The 19,170-nt window shown below is 44.9% G+C and carries 16 protein-coding genes; all 16 read left to right on the top strand.

Annotation, left to right across the window (positions count from 1 at the left end):
- Positions 1 to 3 precede the first annotated feature (3 nt).
- The 16 genes from rnpM to T357_RS0107985 all read left to right on the top strand — a co-directional run bounded on the left by rnpM (position 4) and on the right by T357_RS0107985 (position 19,157).
- Positions 4 to 270: an RNase P modulator RnpM gene (gene rnpM / locus T357_RS0108065; RefSeq protein ID WP_197027319.1), complete on the top strand. Its 267-nt coding sequence runs from the start codon at positions 4 to 6 to the stop codon at positions 268 to 270.
- Entirely contained in the window at positions 263 to 583 is a 321-nt protein-coding gene (locus T357_RS0108060; RefSeq protein WP_442852565.1) for a L7Ae/L30e/S12e/Gadd45 family ribosomal protein, read from the top strand. Before rnpM ends, T357_RS0108060 begins: the two co-directional genes overlap by 8 nt.
- Positions 573 to 3,281, top strand: coding sequence for a translation initiation factor IF-2 (gene infB, locus T357_RS0108055; RefSeq protein ID WP_031550732.1), 2,709 nt, complete (start codon positions 573 to 575; stop codon positions 3,279 to 3,281). The genes T357_RS0108060 and infB overlap by 11 nt, the downstream gene beginning before the upstream one ends.
- Entirely contained in the window at positions 3,278 to 3,694 is a 417-nt protein-coding gene (gene rbfA / locus T357_RS0108050; protein WP_031550728.1) for a 30S ribosome-binding factor RbfA, read from the top strand. The genes infB and rbfA overlap by 4 nt, the downstream gene beginning before the upstream one ends.
- Positions 3,639 to 4,742: a DHH family phosphoesterase gene (locus tag T357_RS0108045; RefSeq protein ID WP_242840080.1), complete on the top strand. Its 1,104-nt coding sequence runs from the start codon at positions 3,639 to 3,641 to the stop codon at positions 4,740 to 4,742. The genes rbfA and T357_RS0108045 overlap by 56 nt, the downstream gene beginning before the upstream one ends.
- A 10-nt stretch (positions 4,743 to 4,752) precedes the next feature.
- Complete coding sequence (truB, locus tag T357_RS20185; RefSeq protein ID WP_049962342.1) at positions 4,753 to 6,345, top strand: tRNA pseudouridine(55) synthase TruB; 1,593 nt, start codon at positions 4,753 to 4,755, stop codon at positions 6,343 to 6,345.
- 163 nt (positions 6,346 to 6,508) lie between these two features.
- Positions 6,509 to 6,775 carry a 30S ribosomal protein S15 gene (gene rpsO / locus T357_RS0108030; protein ID WP_031550722.1) on the top strand — a complete coding sequence of 89 codons (267 nt, stop codon included), beginning with the start codon at positions 6,509 to 6,511 and terminating at the stop codon, positions 6,773 to 6,775.
- Positions 6,776 to 7,129: 354 nt separating this feature from the next.
- Positions 7,130 to 9,223, top strand: a complete 2,094-nt coding sequence (locus T357_RS0108025; RefSeq protein WP_031550719.1) for a polyribonucleotide nucleotidyltransferase — start codon at positions 7,130 to 7,132, stop codon at positions 9,221 to 9,223.
- A 164-nt stretch (positions 9,224 to 9,387) separates the two neighbouring features.
- Complete coding sequence (gltX, locus tag T357_RS0108020; RefSeq protein WP_031550716.1) at positions 9,388 to 10,836, top strand: glutamate--tRNA ligase; 1,449 nt, start codon at positions 9,388 to 9,390, stop codon at positions 10,834 to 10,836.
- Positions 10,837 to 11,220: 384 nt separating this feature from the next.
- A complete protein-coding gene (locus T357_RS0108015; protein ID WP_031550713.1) occupies positions 11,221 to 12,252 on the top strand; it encodes an SPFH domain-containing protein in 1,032 nt (343 codons plus the stop codon).
- Between the two features lie 226 nt (positions 12,253 to 12,478).
- On the top strand, positions 12,479 to 13,579 hold the full coding sequence (gene hflK, locus T357_RS0108010; RefSeq protein ID WP_242840079.1) for an FtsH protease activity modulator HflK: 1,101 nt from the start codon (positions 12,479 to 12,481) through the stop codon (positions 13,577 to 13,579).
- On the top strand, positions 13,576 to 14,466 hold the full coding sequence (hflC, locus tag T357_RS0108005; protein ID WP_031550707.1) for a protease modulator HflC: 891 nt from the start codon (positions 13,576 to 13,578) through the stop codon (positions 14,464 to 14,466). Before hflK ends, hflC begins: the two co-directional genes overlap by 4 nt.
- A gap of 59 nt (positions 14,467 to 14,525) precedes the next feature.
- Positions 14,526 to 16,379, top strand: a complete 1,854-nt coding sequence (locus tag T357_RS0108000; RefSeq protein WP_155991319.1) for an ATP-dependent helicase — start codon at positions 14,526 to 14,528, stop codon at positions 16,377 to 16,379.
- A gap of 103 nt (positions 16,380 to 16,482) precedes the next feature.
- Positions 16,483 to 17,154 (top strand): response regulator transcription factor, encoded by a 672-nt coding sequence (locus T357_RS0107995; protein WP_031550702.1) that lies wholly within the window; start codon positions 16,483 to 16,485, stop codon positions 17,152 to 17,154.
- Between the two features lie 30 nt (positions 17,155 to 17,184).
- On the top strand, positions 17,185 to 18,750 hold the full coding sequence (locus tag T357_RS0107990; protein WP_090815263.1) for a sensor histidine kinase: 1,566 nt from the start codon (positions 17,185 to 17,187) through the stop codon (positions 18,748 to 18,750).
- Between the two features lie 176 nt (positions 18,751 to 18,926).
- A complete protein-coding gene (locus T357_RS0107985; protein ID WP_031550696.1) occupies positions 18,927 to 19,157 on the top strand; it encodes a hypothetical protein in 231 nt (76 codons plus the stop codon).
- The last annotated feature ends 13 nt before the right edge of the window (positions 19,158 to 19,170 follow it).

The following is a 19,170-nucleotide window of genomic DNA, read 5'->3' as shown; positions in this document are numbered from 1 at the left end:
GGTATGAAGAAACTGCCGGAAAGAACCTGTGTAGGCTGTGGTCAGAAAAGAGAAAAACCTGACCTTATACGTATCGTTCATTCACAGGACGATACCTTCAGCATTGATCCGACCGGCCGAAAAAACGGCCGCGGTGCATATATCTGCAACGACCTTGCATGCTTTGAAAAAGCAATAAAACGCAAGGCACTGGATCGTGCTTTCAAGGTAAGTATTTCTGAAGCTACAGCACAGGCACTCAGAGAGGAACTGATAAAGCTTGATAGATGATAGAATATACGGTCTGCTGGGCCTATGCCAAAGAGCAGGCAAATTGAAAAGTGGCGAGTTCGCAGTGGAAAAATCCCTTAAGGGCGGTAAATCCCAGCTAGTGATAGTTCCCGAGGATGCGTCAGATAACACAAAGAAAAAATTCAAAAATATGACAACCTACAGAAATGTGCCGTATTTTGAATTGGGAACTAAAGACAGGCTGGGGGCGCAGCTCGGAAAATCCGAACGGTCATCTCTCAGCGTAGAAGATGAAGGTTTCGCAAAAGCGATGATCAAATATATTGACGGAGGTAATGTGAATGTCAGATGAGAACCAGAAAGAAAATGGATTAAACAGCAAGGAAGCTAAGAAGGAAGAGGCACCAAAGAAGAAAAAGCTTGCTGTGGTTTTCCATTCCCAGAACTCCGCTAATCATAAGAACCATCCCCTTGGCGGAAAGCTTTCTTCAGCCAAGGAGCAGGGTGCACGCAAAACCAGATCTGCTGCAGAGGCAAAGGAAAAGGAGCAACCCAAGAAGACAAGTCCCAACGGAAGACCGCTTCCTCCCGGAACAGCAAGAGTTACACCTCTTCGCGAGCTGAATGAAATTCAGCAGCGTCAGGCCGAAGAAGAAGCAAGGGCCGAAGCAGCACGTAAGGCAGCTGAGGAAGAAGCAAGAAAGAAGGCTGAAATCGAGGCCAAGGCAAGAGCTGAAGAAGAAGCAAAGGCTGAAGCAGCACGTAAAGCTCAAGAGGAAGAAGCAAGAAAGAAGGCTGAAACACGTTCTGCAGCTTCCGGCGAAGGAAGAACAGGCGACCGTCAGCCGAGAACCGGTTTCACACCGAGAACCGACCGTGGCGACAGACCTCAGGGCGGTTTCCATAAGGATGGCGCAAGACCTTCCGGTACAGGAAGACCCGCAGATCGCAGCGGTCAGCAGAGACCGGGACAGAGACCTGCAGGTGCAGGCTTTGGCGGTCAGAGACGCACAGACAGCTCAGCAGCAGCCGTAGATATTTCCTCAAAGCCTACAGCAGGAAGAAATGCTCACAAGTCTTCAGACAAGAACTTCGGAAATAAGAATTTTGATAATGAGAGAGCTGAGGCAGCTAAGAGAAACCGTACCAATCGTAAGCAGAACAAGTACACTGCAGAGCAGTCTTACGAGAGAGACGATGAGATGGCAGCACGCAAGAAGAAGACCGGAAAGGGTGCATTTATTAAGCCTGAAGTTGTTAAGCCGGTTGAGGAAGAGATCAAGTCCATCACCATTCCTGAGGTTATCACCATCAAGGATCTTGCGGACAAGATGAAGCAGAAGCCTGCCGACATTATAAAGAAGCTCTTCATGCAGGGCCAGATGGTAACTCTCAATACCGAACTTTCCTATGAAGAAGCCGAGAATATCGCAGTTGATTACGATATCCTTTGCGAGATGGAAGAGAAGGTAGATGTAATCGCCGAGCTTGTTAAGGATGATATCGAAGATCAGGAAGAGGATATGGTATCCAGACCTCCTGTAGTCTGCGTAATGGGTCACGTTGACCACGGTAAAACATCTATCCTTGATGCTATCCGTAATACAAATGTTACAGCAAAGGAAGCCGGCGGTATCACACAGTCTATCGGTGCTTACCAGGTATCCGTTAATGTTAACGGCGAGGACCGTCTCATTACCTTCCTTGATACACCGGGACACGAAGCATTCACAGCCATGCGTATGCGTGGTGCACAGTCAACAGATATCGCTGTACTCGTAGTTGCAGCAGATGACGGTGTAATGCCTCAGACAGTGGAAGCTATCAACCACGCAAAGGCTGCAAACACCCCTATCATCGTAGCAATCAACAAGATTGATAAGGAAGGTGCAAATCCTGACCGTGTTAAACAGGAACTTATGAAATATGACCTTGTTCCCGAGGATTACGGCGGAGATACCATCTGTGTACCTGTTTCTGCAAAGAAGGGTATCGGTATCGAAGATCTTCTTGAGAACATAGTTCTTGAGGCAGACGTTATGGAGCTTAAGGCTAACCAGAACCGTTCAGCTTACGGTGTTGTTATCGAGGCAGAGCTTGATAAGGGACGTGGTTCCGTTGCAAGACTTCTGGTTCAGAAGGGAACTCTTCACCAGGGTGATGTAGTTGCAGTAGGTTCCGCTTACGGTAAGGTTCGTGCCATGACTGACGACAAGGGCAGACGTATCAAGAAAGCCGGTCCTTCACAGCCATGTGAGATACTTGGTCTCAATACTGTTCCCAATGCCGGAGAGATTTTCCAGGTTAAGGACAGCGAGAAGGAAGCTAAGGCTTATGCTGCTGCCTTCGTAACAGAGAACAAGCAGAAGATGGTTGAGGAATCCAAGAAGAAGGTATCTCTTGATGCACTCTTTGATCAGATCAAGGCCGGCGAGATCAAGGAACTTCCTATCGTTGTCAAGGCTGACGTTCAGGGTTCAGTTGAGGCCGTTAAGGATTCCCTTGAGAAGATCAAGAACGATGAGGTTGCCGTTAAGGTTATCCATTCCGGTGTTGGTGCCATCAACGAATCCGATGTGGTTCTTGCAAGTGCTTCCAATGCTATCGTCATCGGTTTTGACGTTAAGCCTGATGCAACCGCAAAGGAAATTGCAGAACGCGAGCATGTTGATGTAAGACTTTACAACATTATCTATAAGGCTATCGAAGATATCGAGGATGCAATGAAGGGTATGCTTGCTCCTGTTTATGAGGAGAAGGTTATCGGTCATGCTGAGATCCGTCAGATCTTCAAGGCTTCCGGCGTTGGTAACATCGCAGGATGTATGGTTAAGGACGGTCTCGTACAGAGAGGCGCCAAGGCCCGTATCATGCGCGGACCAAAGCAGGATCTGGTATTCGAGGGCGAGATTGCTTCCGTAAAGCGTTTCAAGGACGATGTAAAGGAAGTAAAGGCAGGCTACGAGTGTGGTCTTGTATTTGAAGCCTTTAACGAGATCGAGATCGATGATTATGTTGAAGTCTATGTAATGGAAGAGGTTAAGCGTTGAGAAAAAATTCCGTTAAAAATACAAGAATAAATGCCGAGGTCATGAGAGAACTTTCCGTAGCGATCCGTGACCTCAAGGATCCCCGCATTTCACCTATGGTGTCTGTTACCGGTGCTGATGTAACTCCCGATCTTCAGTATTGCAGAGTTTACATTTCGGTACTCGGCAGCGAGGAATCCCTTAAAAAGACCATGGAAGGCTTAAAAGCCGCCAGTGGTTTCCTGCGTCGTGAACTTGCGCAGACCGTAAATCTCCGTCACACCCCGGAGCTTCAGTTCATCGAGGATCACTCCATAGAGTATGGTGCCCACATGGAAGAGCTCATCAGCAAGGTTGCCAGAGAAGATGCGGAAAAGCATGTTGATCAGGAAGAAGATCCTGCTCAGGATCCTGACACAACAGAAGAAGTATGATCATTCACAGGCAGAGGTGCAGCCATGCATTATCTGCCTGAATTTCTACTATGAGAGAGAGTATTTCATGAACGAATTTGAAAAGTTGATAGAAGCAGCAGAAAGCATTTGTATCCTTGGACACACAAATCCCGATGGCGACTGCCTTGGTTCCACACTCGGTACAAAGCTTTATATACAGGAGCGTTACCCTGACAAGAAGGTCAATGTTTATCTCCAGAACGCCAATGAAAAATTCAGGTTTATGCCCGGTTTCAATGACATTATACATGTACCCTCAGACCGCAAATACCAGTTATGTATCATCTGTGACTGCAACGGTTATGACAGGGTAGGCGACTTCAAGATCCTTGCCGAACATGCTGAAAATCTCTATGTTGTGGATCACCACATCCCGGGAAATCAGAAATTCGAAAAGTGTACTATTATTCCTGAAGCATCAAGTACCTGTGAGGTAGTTTACGATCTTATGGATGACAGCTACGTTAATAAAGATGCCGCTTCCTGTCTCTATCTCGGAATAGTGCATGATACCGGTGTTTTTAAGTATAACTGCACCTCCAGACATACCATGGAGATAGCCGGTCGTCTTATGTCAAAGGGAATAGATTTCGGTTCCATAATTGATGATACTTACTACACAAAAACATATGCACAGCAGCAGGTACTGGGACGAGTTCTCACCGAAAGCCTGATGATCATGGATAAACGATGCATAGCCGGCTGGCTGACCTGCAAAGATATGAGATTTTACAATGTCACCTCCAAAGACATTGACGGTATAGTAAGCACCATGCGTGAGACTCGTGGCGTGGATTGTGCCATCTTCATTTACGAGATGACTAACCAGAATTACAAGGTAAGTCTCAGAAGCAACAACAATATGCTGGATGTTGCCAAAGTGGCTTCTCATTTCGGCGGCGGCGGTCATAAAATGGCAGCCGGATGCACTCTTCAGGGATCACATTTTGATGTTATAAATAACGTTACAAAGGAGTTGGCAAAACAGCTGGATGCGCCGGAATTCGTTTCAAACAGCGCCCAATGATAAATAACCAATGGATGGAATAATAGTAATAAATAAAGAAAAAAACTGGACCAGCTTTGATGTCACAAAAAAGCTGCGCTCAATACTTCATGAAAAGAAAATCGGACACACCGGAACCCTTGACCCTCTGGCGGAAGGAGTACTGGTGGTCTGCGCCGGTGCCGCAACAAAACTTGTGGAAACCATCTCCGGTACCGAAAAAGTTTATGAAGCCGAGATGCAGCTTGGTATAATCACTGATACAGAGGATATAACGGGAACCGTGCTGGAAGAGAAGCCTGTGAAGGTTACCGAAGATGAGGTCAGGGATGCCATAAGTTCTTTCATAGGAACCTATGACCAGATCCCGCCCATGTACAGTGCAAAAAAGATCAATGGCAAAAAGCTTTATGATCTTGCCCGTCAGGGAAAGACCGTTGAACGTAAAGCCAACAGAATAACGGTACACGACATTAAAATACTTGATATCAGTCTTCCTTATGTAAAAATGGAGATTACCTGTTCCAAAGGCACCTACATAAGAACCTTATGTAAGGATATAGGTGAAAAGCTTGGAACAGGAGCTGCCATGACTGCACTGCTCCGCACCAGAGTTGGAAAATACACTCTTTCAGAAAGCCATACCATATCAGAGCTTTCTGAACTTGAAGAGAAGGGTGAACTCTATTCCGTAGTAAAACCTCCTATTTTTGTTCCGGAGCCGGCAGTTGTTGCCTTCGGAAAATTTGACGGAAGCCATAAAGGACACCAGCTCATATTTGAGAATATGTTTGCCATCGCAGGAGCTAAGCATTGCAAAACCGCTGTGCTGACATTTTCGCAAAATCCGGACAATCTTTTTTCCGGAACCAGCAAAACCTCGATTTCTTCAAGTGATGAACACCTCACGAGACTCAGAAACCTTGGTTTTGATTACGTATTTTCATATCCTGTGAACCACGACACCATGAAGGTTCCGGCGGAGTTTTTTTTACGAGATGTGCTTATCGAGGGCATGAATGCAAAGGATATCGTTGCAGGAACCGACTGCCGTTTTGGTCACAAGGCCCAGGGAGATGCGGACATGCTGCTGGCCCTCCAGGATAAATACGGTTATACCGCCCACATCATCAAGAAACGTCAGGTTCTTGATGAGAACGGTAACTCCAGAGAGATATCCAGTACCTTTATCCGCGAAGAGATCCAAAAGGGTAATGTCAAGCTGGCAGCAGATCTTCTCGGAAGGCACGTTGCATTAAGCGGCACTGTCATCCACGGAAAACACTTAGGCTCAACAGTCCTGGGGTTTCCTACCGCGAACATACTGCCGACTTCAGGAAAGACCCTTCCAAAAGCCGGAGTATATATCTCCAGAGTCCTGGTGGGGCAGGTGCTTTACCGGGGAGTTACCAATATAGGTACAAATCCAACTGTAGCAGCCGACAATCCGGTAAGCATAGAAACCCATATCATTAATTTCAATAAAGACATATATGGGCAAAAGATCCGCGTGGAATTTATGGACAGAATAAGAGACCAGGAAAAATTTGCATCCCTTGAAGTTCTCAAACACCAGTTGGAAAAGGATGTGGACGCGGCTATGCATTATCCCATGGATTTGTAAATTTTTGTTTATTTTTTTGAAATGCATTGACAAGGCTTAAGTGCTTTGTTAAATTACATGAGTATGCGCGTTGGCATGGTTCTTCGGAACTCCTTTCGGGAACTCTGTTAACGTAAGTTTAATCACGAGAGATCGTGAAAAGTTATTTTAGGAGGAATTAAAAATGATTTCTAAGGAAAAGAAAGCTGAGCTTATTGCACAGTACGGACGTAAGCCTGGTGACACAGGTTCACCTGAGGTTCAGGTTGCTATTCTTACAACAAGAATCAACGAGCTTACTGAGCACCTTAAGAAGAACCCTAAGGATCACCACTCAAGAAGAGGACTTCTTATGATGGTTGGTCAGAGAAGAGGACTTCTTCAGTACCTTGCTAAGACAGACCTTGAGGGTTACAGATCACTCATCGAGAAGCTCGGTATCAGAAAGTAATTTTGATAAAGAAGAGCGGAGATTTTTTCTCTGCTCTTTTTCTTTATTAAGAAATCACTTAAAAACGGTCGACCAAACTTAGAGAATCTGTTAAAATCTGTATGGTGATCATCAAATGAGAAATCAGAGATTTTAGTTTTCTTTAAGAAGGTCGGATCAAAAAAACAAACGACAGGAGAGATATCCGAGATCACTGATGAGATTCCGGTTCAAAGAGCGGTATAAACAATCGGCTGTATACATCCGGCATGATTAATCATGCCCTGTGTTCTGTTCGGGGATATACGGCATGACTTTGAAGCAGAGTTATATCAGTGTTTTTGGACCTCCCTGTCAAAATAATGGAGGTAAATAATGTACAAGAGTTATTCAATGGAACTCGCCGGCAGAACACTTACCGTTGATATCGGTCGTGTTTGTGCCCAGGCAAACGGTGCAGCACTTATGCACTATGGCGATACAACCGTTCTTTCAACATGTACCGCTTCAGCCGCTCCAAGAGACGGCATTGACTTCTTCCCTCTTCAGATCGAGTATGAGGAGAAGATGTATTCAGTCGGTAAATTCCCGGGTGGATTTAAGAAGAGAGAAGGCCGTGCAGGTGATAATGCTATCCTTACATCACGTGTTATCGACCGTCCTATGAGACCTCTTTTCCCTAAGGATTTCAGAAATGACTGTCTCGTTGACAACCTGGTTATGTCAGTTGATCAGGATTGCTCACCTGAGCTTCTTGCGATGCTTGGTTCATCCCTTGCAACAGCTATCTCAGATGTACCTTGGGACGGTCCATGTGCTTCAACACAGGTTGGTATGATCAACGGTGAGTTCATCATCAATCCTACCAATGCAGAGAAGGCTGTTTCAGACCTTGCCCTTACAGTTGCTTCAACCCGTGACAAAGTTATCATGATTGAAGCAGGTGCAAACTGCATTTCCGATGATAAGATGATCGAGGCTATCTACAAGGCTGACGAGATCAACAAGCAGATCATCGGATTCTTCGATTCCATCATCGCAGAGTGCGGAAAGAAGAAGATGGAGTACGTTAGTGCTGCAGTACCTGAAGAGGTATTTGAGAAGATCAAGGCCATCGTTCCTCCTGAGGAGATGGAAACAGCAGTATTCACTGATGACAAGCAGCAGAGAGATCTCAACATGGCTGAGGTTACAAAGAAGCTTGAAGAGGCTCTTGCAGAGGATGAAGAAGCTCTTGCCATCCTTCCTGATGCCATCTATCAGTATGAGAAGAAGACAGTTCGTAAGATGATCCTCAAGGACCACAAGAGACCGGATGGTCGTAGAATCGACGAGATCAGACCTCTTGAGGCTGAGGTAGACCTTATTCCGAGAGTACACGGTTCTGCTATGTTCAAGCGTGGACAGACTCAGATTCTTGATATCGTAACCCTTGCTCCTCTTTCAGAGGTTCAGAAGGTTGAGGAACTTAATGAGTACATCACAGAGAAGCGTTACCTTCACCAGTACAACTTCCCCGGTTACTCAGTAGGTGAGGCTAAAGCAAGCCGCGGCCCGGGACGTCGTGAGATCGGTCACGGAGCACTTGCAGAGAGAGCACTCCTTCCTGTACTTCCTTCAGTAGAGGATTTCCCATATGCTATCCGTGCGGTTTCAGAGACAATGGAGTCAAACGGTTCAACATCAATGGGTTCAACCTGCGCATCCTGCCTCTCACTTATGGCAGCCGGTGTTCCTATCAAGGAGCCTGTAGCAGGTATCAGCTGCGGTCTTGTAACCGGTGATACAGATGATGACTATCTCGTACTTACAGATATTCAGGGTCTCGAAGATTTCTTCGGCGACATGGACTTCAAGGTAACAGGTACTCACGAAGGTATCACAGCTATCCAGATGGATATCAAGATCCACGGTCTTACAAAGGATATCGTAACAGAAGCTATCAAGAGAGCACATGAAGCACGTCTTTTCATCATGGATGGCGTAATGAAGGATGCTATTGCAGAGCCTCGTAAGGAGCTTTCACCATATGCACCTAAAATCATCACTCTCCAGATCGATCCTGAGAAGATCGGTGATGTTATCGGTAAGCAGGGCAAGACCATCAATGCAATCATTGATGAAACAGGTGCAAAGATCGATATCGACGATAACGGTATGGTTTCCATCTCCGGCATCGACCTTGCAGCTCTTGAGAAGGCTAAGAAGATCGTTGAGTCCATCGTTAATGACATCGAGCCGGGACAGATCCTCACAGGTAAGGTTGTACGTATCATGAACTTTGGTGCATTCGTACAGTTAAGCCCTAACAAGGACGGTATGGTTCACATCTCAAAGCTTGCTGATGGAAGAGTTGAGAAGGTTGAGGATGTTGTAAACATCGGCGATGAAGTTACCGTAAAGGTACAGGAAATCGACAAGATGGGCAGAATCAACCTCACCATGAGACCACAGGATCTCAAAGACTGATATAATCACAAAAAATCATCCTCGGGAATCTCGTGTCAATGTTATTCCCGAGGCTTCAATACATAGAGAATAGCCTTTTCAGGCATAGATTTCTGTGAATATCAAATTTCAAATCTAAGAGCGGGGACTGGCGACAGTCCCTTCTTTACATTTAGGAGAACAAAATGAAGATCAGAACACGATACGCTCCGTCACCAACCGGAAGAATGCATGTTGGTAATTTAAGAACTGCACTGTATGCTTACCTCATTTCAAAGCACGAGGACGGCGATTTCCTTCTCAGAATAGAAGATACAGACCAGGAGCGTCTTGTTGAAGGTGCGGTAGACCTCATTAACAGAACCCTTGCCGACACAGGTCTCATCCCTGATGAGTCTCCTGATAAGCCGGGTAATTGCGGACCTTATGTTCAGTCAGACCGTGTTAAGTCCGGAATCTACATGGATTATGCAAAGCAGCTCGTAAACGAGGGCAAGGCTTACTACTGCTTCTGTACAAAGGAGCGTCTTGAGACTCTGAAGACAACCGTTAACGGCGAAGAGATCATGCACTATGATAAGCATTGTCTCGGCCTTTCAAAGGAAGAGATCGAGGAGAACCTTAAGGCAGGAAAGCCTTATGTTATCCGTCAGAACAACCCTACAGAGGGAACAACATCTTTCCACGACGAACTTTACGGAGATGTTACAGTAGACAATTCCGAGCTTGATGACATGGTACTTATCAAGTCTGACGGATTCCCTACTTACAATTTTGCCAATGTTATCGACGATCATCTCATGGGCATCACTCACGTTGTCCGCGGCAATGAGTATCTCAGCTCAAGCCCTAAGTACAACCGTCTCTATGATGCTTACGGATGGGAAATCCCTAAGTATGTTCACTGCCCGCTTATCACAGATGAGAACCACAAGAAGCTTTCAAAGCGTTCAGGACATTCTTCCTTTGAGGATCTCATTGACCAGGGCTTTGTAGCGGAGGCTGTTGTCAACTTCGTAGCACTTCTCGGATGGTCACCGGATGATAATGAGGAGATCATGTCTCTTCAGGATCTCATCCGTAAGTTTGATTACACCCGTATCTCAAAGAGCCCGGCTGTTTTCGACATGGGCAAGCTCCGCTGGATGAACGGCGAGTATATCAAGGCTATGGATTTCGATAAGTACTATGAAAGAGCGCTTCCTTTCATTCAGGATACCATTAAGAAGCCTCTTGACTTCAAGCATATCGCTACCATGGTTAAGACCCGTATCGAGATTTTCCCGGATATCCCTGAGATGATTTCTTTCTTTGAGGAGGTTCCGGAGTACGAGAATGATCTTTATGTAAACAAGAAGTCAAAGACCAATCTTGAGAACTCTCTTGAGCTTCTTAAGGATGTGCTTCCTCTTCTTAAGGCTCAGGAGGATTACTCCAATGATGCGCTTTTCGCACTTCTTTCGGAGTACGGCAAGGAGAAGGAGCTTAAGACAGGTTTTGTTATGTGGCCTATCCGTATCGCTCTTTCAGGCAAGCAGATGACTCCTGCGGGGGCTACCGAAATCATGGAGGTTCTCGGAAAGGACGAGTCTATTAAGAGACTTGAGGCGGGAATCGCAAAGCTTGAGGGGTAGTGTTTTTACCGCAGGGTTTTGAAATGGGTCAAGAAAATGCAAGGGACGTGTGACGGCCCACGAAGTTGAAAGAACATCCTGCTCCTTATGTTCGCCCCAGCTGCACTCTGTGCATCTGGTTCGTACATAAGGAGCAGGATGTTCTTTCAGTTCGCAAGCCTAGCCACCCATCCCTTGCATTTTCTTTCACATTTTCTCTTAATTTACAAAAAAATATATTCTATTTTCGCCACAGCTTAACTGTTTTAAATGTTGTTAATCGTCTTCTCACAAATTTCTTTTTTCGTATATAATCGTTAATATTTTATCTTTGTCTTATATGCTATTATAGTCTCGTATATTTTTTTAGTCCTTCCAATATTCGGAGGACAGATTGGAGTATGTATGGGATTCTTTTTATTTTTTCCTTTTCTGGTTATCATTTTCGTTATTCTGAGTGGCTGCATTAAGGTCGTACCTCAGGGGTATGCCGTTAATGTTGAGCGTCTCGGAAAGTATCATGATACCTGGCACGCGGGGCTTCACTTTAAGATGCCTATCATTGACAGGGTTTTCCGTAAGATTTCTCTGAAGGAGCAGGTTTGCGATTTTGATCCTCAGCCTGTTATTACAAAGGACAATGTTACTATTTCCATTGATTCTGTAGTTTATATGACAGTTTTTGATCCAAAGGCTTATCAGTATGGTATCGAAAATGCCATGAGCGGTCTTGCCAATCTTACAGCCACAAACCTTCGTTCAATCGTTGGTGAGATGGAGCTTGATATGACTCTTTCAGGCAGAGACATCATCAACAGCAAGATGCAGATGGCCCTTGATACTGCAACTGATCCATGGGGAATCAAGGTTACAAGAGTTGAGGTCAAGAATATCCAGCCGCCTCGTGAGATTGAGGAGGTTATGACCAAGCAGATGAGAGCTGAGCGTGAGAGACGTGAGACTGTCCTTCAGGCAGAGGCTCATCAGGAATCTATCGTCAAGAGAGCAGAGGGTGACAAGAGGGCTAAGGTTCTTGCGGCTGAGGCTGAGAGAGATGCTCAGATCGCCATTGCTCAAGGTAAGGCTGAATCTGTAAAGCTTGTTTACAGAGCAGAGGCTGAGGGTCTTGAGATGCTTAAGTCTGCCAATGTTAATGACACAGTTCTGAAGCTTCGCGGTCTTGAAGCACTTAAGACTGTGGCTGACGGTCGCGCAACAAAGATTTTCCTTCCGACAGATATTTCTGCAACCGTTTCTTCACTTGGCGCTCTTACAGAAGCTGTGGGAATCGGTGATTACACAAAGATTGACAGAACTCCGAAGGAGGAAGCTCAGCGTCCGGTTGACCCATGTTTAAATGAGCATAGCACTCCGATCACTTTGGAGGCCGCAGGAAAGTCAAACCAGATCGCAGACGACATAGAACGCAGAGGATAATATTTAGAAAAATAAATCCATTCTGGAATGGAAGCCTGAACCGAAGAAGGGCATCTGTATATAAACGTTGAGCGCGGACGAGAAAAATCATAACCAAACCCTTAGAGCCTCTAAGGAGTTCAGTTATAGATTTTCCGCCGCAAGCGACTCGTTTATATACGGATGCCCTTCCGCTCAGGCTGGGCGTTTTAATGATTTCTAAAATCAAAAACGAGGAGAGTAATAGATGAAAAATTTTAACAACGGAGGCGCGGGCAATGGCCCCGGAATGCCTCATATCGATATGCCGGATCCCAAAAAAGCAAAGGAAACAGCCGGAAAGCTCCTTAATGTTCTGACATTGGTCATCGTAGCCTTCGTGGCCATTAGCTTTATCACTTCCGGCATTTACAGAGTTTCTGAGCAGGAACAGGCGGTCTTAACAAGATTCGGAAAGGTTCAGGACGTAAAAACCGCCGGAATGTATTTCAAGATTCCTTTTATCGATTCTGTTCACCTGGTTCGCACAACCACATACGGCATTCCCATCGGTTACAAGGTTGTAGACGAAAATGCCGGAGAAAACGGAAAAGCCGAGTCACTTACCGAACAGTCTCTGATGATTACCTCAGACTTCAACTTTGTAAACACCGATTTTTACATTGAGTACAGAGTCTCAGACCCGGTCAGCTATCTGTATAATTCCAGTGCCCCGGAGGCAATCCTGGAAAACCTTGCACAGGCAGCCATTCGTACCATTGTTTCCAATTACAATGTTGATGATGTCATGACAACCAGCAAGAACAAAGTACAGTCCGATGTACGTGATTCTTTGGTAAGTGCCCTTACAAAGGCAAACATAGGTCTTGAGGTTGTTAATGTCTCCATACAGGACGTTGAACCGCCAAACCAGCTGGTTATGTCCGCTTTCAAATCTGTTGAAAATGCAAAGCAGGGCTCTGAGACTTCAATTAACAACGCAAATAAATACAAGTCAGAACAGCTTCCTGCAGCCGAGGCCAACGCTGACAAAATTGAAAAAGATGCAGAAGCAAAGAAGGAAGCCAGAATAGCTGAAGCCGAAGGACAGGTAGCAAGGTTTAATGCTATGTACGATCAGTACAAGCTTAATCCTCTAATTACAAAACAACGTTTATTCTACGAAACAATGGAGGATGTTCTTCCGGATCTTAAGGTCATAATCGATGACGGCGGAACCCAGACCATGCTTCCTCTTGCAAGCTTCACATCAGAAAACCGCACTAATACTGTGAATTATTCTGAAACTACGGATACAGATGCATATTCATCTGAAGACTACCTGACTGAGGAGGAGAGCAACTCATGAAGAAAACATTCAACAAAATAAGAGCTGTCCTTGTGGTAGTACTCATTTGTTTTTTATTCCTGTCGGGTACCGCCTTTTATACTGTAAATCCCAATGAATACGGGGTTGTAACACATCTTGGGAAGATCACAAAAGTAAGCACCGAAGCAGGACTTTATACAAAGCTCCCATTCCTGGAGAGCGTCCGCTACATCCCGAAAGATCTTCAGATCTACGATATACAGCCTTCAGATGTTATCACAAAAGATAAAAAATCCATGATTGCGAATGATTTCATTCTCTGGAAGGTCACAGATCCCGTAAAGTTCACGCAGACTCTCAATGCTTCCACAAGAGCCGCAGAAGATCGTGTAGGCGTAGCAGTTTATAATGCCACAAAGAACACCATCTCCTCAATGTCTCAGGACGAAGTCATTGCCGCAAGAGGTGAACAGCTTACAAAGCTCATAACCGAAGATTCCAATTCGGACATCGGTGGCTACGGCATTACCATCACTGAAGCAAAGATTAAAGCCCTTGACCTTCCCGACGACAACAAGGAAGCCGTTTACGAACGAATGATCTCCGAGCGCCAGAATATCGCTGCATCCTATAAAGCACAGGGTGACAGCCAGGCCCAGAAGATCCGAAATGATACCAACCGTCAGATAACAATCATGGAGGCAGAGGCCAAAAAGCAGGCCGCCATCATTGAAGCCGAAGGTGAAGCCGAATACATGAAAACCCTCGCCGAAGCCTACAACACCACTGAGAAAGCGGAATTCTACAACTACATCCGCTCCCTCGACGCCCTGAAAACCTCACTCAAAGGCAGAGGCGACAAGACCATCATCCTCGATAAAGATTCCGAACTCGCAAAGATCTTATACGGCACAGACCTTCGATAAACCAGGGTTAGCCCCGGCGGGGCTAACCCGTATGGTCTAAATTCAGACCATAGGAGATTTTGAAAGCTCATGGTACACTGTGTGCCATGAGCTTTTCTAATGAACAAATTCAGGCAATCAATCACATATACGGTCCCGCCATGGTGCTTGCCGGCCCCGGCTCCGGAAAAACCACAGTCATCACCCAAAGACTCCTTCACCTTTTGTCCATAGGCATTCCTTCAGAAGACATTTTGGTCATTACCTTCACAAAAGATGCTGCTCAGGAAATGGAAACACGATTTAATAAACTGATAAAAGAAAGAGGCATGTCAGGACATCAGATCACATTCGGAACCTTTCACTCGGTTTTTTTCTTTATCCTGAGACTAAGATACAATCTTTCCTTCAAGAACATAATAAACGACAGAACCAAGGTAATGATTCTGCGTGAGCTGACCATGAGAGAACACATTGACAGCTCCTATGACATAGACTTTTTCAGACTGCTTCTTTCCGAAATCTCAAAGTTTAAATCTCTCGGAAAGGATACCTCCGGCTTCACCTCCAAACTCATAGATACCGATAAGTTTCTACGCATCGTGGAACAGTACCGACAGGAACTCAGGATTCAGCGATTGGTGGATTTTGATGACATGCTTCTTTTATGTCATGAACTGTTTCTGAGGGAACCTGAGGAACTCAGAAAATGGCAGGAGAAATACCGTTTCATTCTCGTTGATGAGTTTCAGGACATCAGCCCTGTTCAGTATGAAATAGTCAAAATGCTTGCGGCTCCCGAAAACAATCTTTTCATAGTAGGAGACGACGATCAGTCCATATACCGTTTCAGAGGTGCAGAACCCTCCATCATGCTTGGTTTTCCAAATGATTATCCCGACTCACAACAGATTTTCCTTTCCAACAATTACCGTTCAAGACAGGAGATAGTAAATTTCGCAAAAAAGGTCATAAGTCACAATAAGCAGCGCTTTTCAAAGGATATCCGGGCTGTGAATGGTCCCGGGGGAGTGACATTATGCTACAGGACAAAGGACCCGCTTAACGAATACCTCCAGGTTCTCGAAAATATCAAAAAGGAGCTTAAGACAGGTGTTCCACCTGAGGAGATCGCAGTTCTTTTCAGAACAGAGCTTCTGGTGCACCCACTATTGACAGAGCTTTCCAAACTGGAGATTCCCTATACCTTAAAGAACAAGGTCAAAAATATCTACGACAGCAGCTCCGCCAGGGACATTATCTCCTATATCAGGTTATCCCTTAACCTGGGAACCCGGGCAGATTTTCTCAGGATAATGAATAAGCCGCTTCGCTATATATCGAGAAAGGCCATGGACCACCGGGACATGAACTTTGACAAATTGAAGCGGTACTACTCTTCATCATCTGAAATGATATATAAGATAAACTTACTTGTGAGAGATCTGGAAGCTGTAAAGCGACTCCCTACGGTGGCAGCTATTATCTATATACGGAAAAAGATCGGCTATGACCGCTTTATCGAGGATAATGCAAGAGAGAACCATGTAAATCCTGAAAACATAAATGCTATAATGGATGAGATAGAGGCTTCCGCACGGCACCTGCCGGACAAAAATGAATGGCTGAAATTCGTTGAAAACTACGGAGAAGAACTTGCGAAAAAACAGGATGGTTCCGAAAAGGGCATCCACCTCATGACCTTCCATGGCAGCAAGGGGCTGGAGTTTGACATCGTTCATCTTGTGGATATAAATGAAACCATTGTTCCTTACCGGAAGGCTGTTTCAAAGGAGGATATCGAGGAAGAGCGCCGTGGTTTCTATGTAGCCATCACAAGAGCCAGAAAGGAACTTCACATTTATTTCACAGATCAAAGATATAGTAAAAATTGCAGTCCAAGCAGGTTTCTGCTGGAGGCAATGAAAAAATAAATGCCCTTATGTGTCCTTTCGCTCACGGGGCATCCTATATATTTTAAACCCGCACACTTTCGGTCTCTGGATCATGTTTGAAACGGGTACGATGGGAGGAGTTATGGATCGTTTAAAAATACTTGTTGTAGATGATGAAGATCGTATGAGAAAGCTGATTTCCGACTTTCTCAAAATCAAGGACTTTGAAGTTATCGAAGCCGCTGACGGAGAGGAAGCCATAGATAAGTTTTTCTCCGTAAAGGATATAGCCCTTATCATTCTTGACGTAATGATGCCGAAAATGAACGGATGGGATGTTCTCAAAACTGTACGGGAGCACAGCAAGGTTCCTGTGATAATGCTGACGGCCCGTTCTGAGGAGTCTGATGAGCTGAAAGGCTTTGAATATGGTGCAGATGAATACATCTCTAAACCTTTTTCACCAAAGATACTTGTGGCGAGAGTCGAAGCAATACTTAGACGATCCGGTATAAACCAGGATGACGTGATAGATATCGGCGGCATAATCATTGACAAATCCGCCCATTCCGTAAAGATAGACCAAAAAGAAGTTGAGCTTAGCTTCAAGGAGTATGAACTCCTGGTTTATTTCATAGAAAACAAGGGCATAGCTCTCTCCAGAGAGAAGATCCTCAATAACGTATGGAACTATGACTATTTCGGAGACGCCAGAACCATTGATACTCATGTAAAAAAGCTGCGTGCCAAGATGGGTGAAAAGGGCGACTACATTAAGACCGTATGGGGCATGGGCTACAAGTTCGAAGCGTAATGAGTATAGAAAAACGGAATGGAGATTTAAATGAATAAAAACTCTATCCTGAAAAAAAGCATTAAGTGGCGGTATACCTGCATTTTCATCTGTATTATCGCCGCCATACTGGCTGCCATACTTTTGACCAATACTTTCCTTCTGGAAAGAATATATACCAAAGAGAAGATTACAACTCTTGAGACTGCATATATGAAGCTTGACAACATGCTTAACAGCACTGCAGATTCCGGCATCGCCTCAGAACTCTTCCCGGCAGATTATGACAGTTCCGATCCCAAAACCGAGACAACAGCTACAAGGTATCTTAAGGAACTGTCCGAGACCTACAATGTTAATGTTATCATCCTGGACACAAAAACCGACAGGATTTTCTCGACCTTTGGAGACCTTAATTTTCAGCTTCGAAAACTAAATCAGTACATTCTCGGAAACAGATCCGGCATTACGGCCGAAGTGGTCAGAAAGTTCGACAACTATTCAATTGAAAGAAATGTTGATAATCTGTCAAAGGACACTTATCTTGAAAGCTGGGGATATTTTTCAGATAACACCACCTGCTTCATCATGTCCATGCCGGTTTCCAGCCTGAAGGAATCCGTTGGTTTTTTTAACCGCTTCCTGCTTTTTATCGGTATTCTGGCCATGATCTTTGGATCCATCATAGTATATTTCATGAGCCGCGAGATCACAAAACCCATAAATCAGCTGGCCCGCCTCAGTGAAAAGATTTCTGCCCAGGATTACAGCGCCAGATATGAAGGGGCATCCCAGGATGAGATAGGTGTACTCGGTAATTCCATGAACACCCTGTCTGAAAGTCTTCAGAAAACCATCGCAGAACTAAAAACCGCCAACAATGAGCTGCAGTCTGATGTTGAAACCAGGATAAAATATGCCGAACGTCAGCAGGAATTTGTTGCCAATGTCTCCCACGAGCTCAAAACACCCATAGCTCTTATTCAGGGCTATGCGGAAGGACTAAATGAAGGGTTGGCAGAGGATCCGGAAACCAGAGCCTACTATTGCGGAGTTATAGTGGATGAAGCAAAAAGGATGAACACTTTGGTTCATGAGCTTATGAATCTAAGTTCCATAGAACAGGGCAAGGACCTTCCTGACTTCGCACTTTTTGATATTTCAAAGGTGGTAAACGGTGTCATAACCAAGTCAGAGATTCTTATAAAGCAGGCTTCTGCCCACGTAGAAGTAGACATTCCCGACGGCACCATGGTATGGGCAGACGAGTTTAAGGTAGAGCAGATCATAACAAACTACCTGAACAATGCTTTACACCACCTGAAGGAACCAAATAACATAAGCATCTTCTCCGAAAAAGAACGGGACGGAACCCTGTCCATTCATGTGTCAAATACCGGAAATCCAATTCCGGAGGAAGACCTTACAAAGATATGGGAGAAGTTTTTCAAGGTGGATAAAGCTCACACCAGAAGCTATGGCGGAAGCGGACTTGGTTTAAGCATTGTCAAGGCCATAGTTGAAGCTCACCATCAGAAGTGCGGAGCAAAAAATACCAGAACCGGAGTGGATTTCTGGTTCACGCTGGAAAGAGAAGATAAACATAAACGCTTATGAATCAAACAGGTCTCAGGGAAGTAACCTGGTCAGATCCGGTGGACGTCTGAATGGTTACATTTATTCACTATTTCTTTATACTTTTTTCTCTTTCAATATATCCCGTTTTAGATTAATATGTGGGGAGCGATTTAATTCGCCCCCACTTTTTTTTATAAATATCGGAGGTACCACTAATGATAAATCCCGCAGAAATGATGAAGATTGCAGGTATAATGAAGAAATTCCAGAGCAATCACCCTAAGGTTGTAGCATTTATGCAGCACACCTTTTCAAGCAGCATTCCCATCGGTTCGGTAATTGAGTTAACCATCACAAAACCGGGCTCTGACCCTGTGACTACCAACTTCAAGGTTCTTGAGGATGATGTGGAAATGGTTGAAACCTTAAAGAAGATGCACAAGTGATACCATGAACCTT

Origin of the sequence: Oribacterium sp. FC2011, from assembly GCF_000701645.1 — a bacterium.
Taxonomy (GTDB): domain Bacteria; phylum Bacillota; class Clostridia; order Lachnospirales; family Lachnospiraceae; genus Oribacterium.
Note: the sequence above shows the minus strand (reverse complement) of the source record. Positions and strands in the feature narration are given on the sequence as shown.

Excerpts from the sequence above, each read along its gene's own strand:
- T357_RS0108045 (WP_242840080.1), top strand. The coding sequence starts at position 3,639 with ATGTTGATCAGGAAGAAGATCCTGCTCAGGATCCTGACACAACAGAAG.
- rnpM (WP_197027319.1), top strand. The coding sequence starts at position 4 with ATGAAGAAACTGCCGGAAAGAACCTGTGTAGGCTGTGGTCAGAAAAGA.
- T357_RS0108025 (WP_031550719.1), top strand. The coding sequence starts at position 7,130 with ATGTACAAGAGTTATTCAATGGAACTCGCCGGCAGAACACTTACCGTT.
- infB (WP_031550732.1), top strand. The coding sequence starts at position 573 with ATGTCAGATGAGAACCAGAAAGAAAATGGATTAAACAGCAAGGAAGCT.
- T357_RS0108015 (WP_031550713.1), top strand. The coding sequence starts at position 11,221 with ATGGGATTCTTTTTATTTTTTCCTTTTCTGGTTATCATTTTCGTTATT.
- T357_RS0107985 (WP_031550696.1), top strand. The coding sequence starts at position 18,927 with ATGATAAATCCCGCAGAAATGATGAAGATTGCAGGTATAATGAAGAAA.
- hflC (WP_031550707.1), top strand. The coding sequence starts at position 13,576 with ATGAAGAAAACATTCAACAAAATAAGAGCTGTCCTTGTGGTAGTACTC.
- hflK (WP_242840079.1), top strand. The coding sequence starts at position 12,479 with ATGAAAAATTTTAACAACGGAGGCGCGGGCAATGGCCCCGGAATGCCT.
- gltX (WP_031550716.1), top strand. The coding sequence starts at position 9,388 with ATGAAGATCAGAACACGATACGCTCCGTCACCAACCGGAAGAATGCAT.
- T357_RS0107995 (WP_031550702.1), top strand. The coding sequence starts at position 16,483 with ATGGATCGTTTAAAAATACTTGTTGTAGATGATGAAGATCGTATGAGA.
- T357_RS0107990 (WP_090815263.1), top strand. The coding sequence starts at position 17,185 with ATGAATAAAAACTCTATCCTGAAAAAAAGCATTAAGTGGCGGTATACC.
- truB (WP_049962342.1), top strand. The coding sequence starts at position 4,753 with ATGGATGGAATAATAGTAATAAATAAAGAAAAAAACTGGACCAGCTTT.
- rpsO (WP_031550722.1), top strand. The coding sequence starts at position 6,509 with ATGATTTCTAAGGAAAAGAAAGCTGAGCTTATTGCACAGTACGGACGT.